The organism is Rhizobium sp. 01T444, from assembly GCF_056398305.1.
In genome coordinates this window covers 1-842 of sequence record NZ_JBFTPD010000125.1, presented here as the reverse complement: position 1 = coordinate 842, position 842 = coordinate 1, and the positions used below count along the sequence as shown (strand labels likewise).

Annotated in this window: 2 protein-coding genes; both read left to right on the top strand. The window is 64.0% G+C overall.

Features of this window, described 5'->3' with window-relative positions:
* A partial coding sequence (locus tag AC1DTN_RS37485) for a substrate-binding domain-containing protein (RefSeq protein ID WP_477925181.1) occupies positions 1-417 on the top strand: 417 nt, incomplete at its 5' end.
* A 192-nt stretch (positions 418-609) separates the two neighbouring features.
* The coding region (locus AC1DTN_RS37480; protein ID WP_477925180.1) for a hypothetical protein at positions 610-842 on the top strand (233 nt) is incomplete at its 3' end.

Genomic DNA, 842 nt, shown 5'->3' with positions numbered 1-842 from the left:
CCATTGGTCACCGTGGCCGCACCTGACCACCCGCTGGCGAGCTTCAAGCGACGAATTCCAAAGGCTGCCTTGGCCAAGCACGTCCAACTCGTTCTCACTGACCGGTCGGAGTTGAGCGCGGGCCGGGACTTCGGGGTCAAGTCGGCTTCAACCTGGAGATTGGCAGACCTTTCCACAAAGCACGCATTTCTCAGGGACGGCGTGGGCTGGGGCAACATGCCGATGCACATGGTGCAGGGCGACCTTGCGAGCGGCGCGCTGGTTTCACTCGATGTCGAGGACATGCTGCCTGCCGGCTTTTCGCTGGCGATGGCAGCATTCCATCGCGCCCTAGATCCGCCGGGGCCCGCGGCCAGGTGGCTAGTCGACGACCTGAAGGCGCGCTGTTCGCACGACGCAATGGAGTTAAAGACTTAGCCTGTTGAAAGGCTTATGCCGTGACTCGGTGGTGGTCCAGACTAGCGTCTGATCTCTCTGTAGAACGGTCACGACGCAGACTGAGCCCAGAGACCGCTTCATGCCCTTCACCGTCATTGATCGTCCGGTGCCGAACGACCTCAGGCAGTCTGGAGCGGCCATGCCTGACGATTGCAACCACAGCCGACCGGCATGACCTTCGTGGACGGCACCACTGACCGCTGTCGCACTACGACCTCGCAGGTGCTCACCTCCAGCGAGCTACCGACTTCGCTCATCGGGCGCACGAGTGTGGGAGCGCTCCGGCGTCGGCGCACGCCGCTGAGCCTGCCATTGCTCCGCAAGCCGCTGCGCGTCCGTCCGCACCGGCGGCATCTGCGCCGCGTAGCGTTCCACCTGCTCAGCCAAATCGGCCTGCCCCTGCC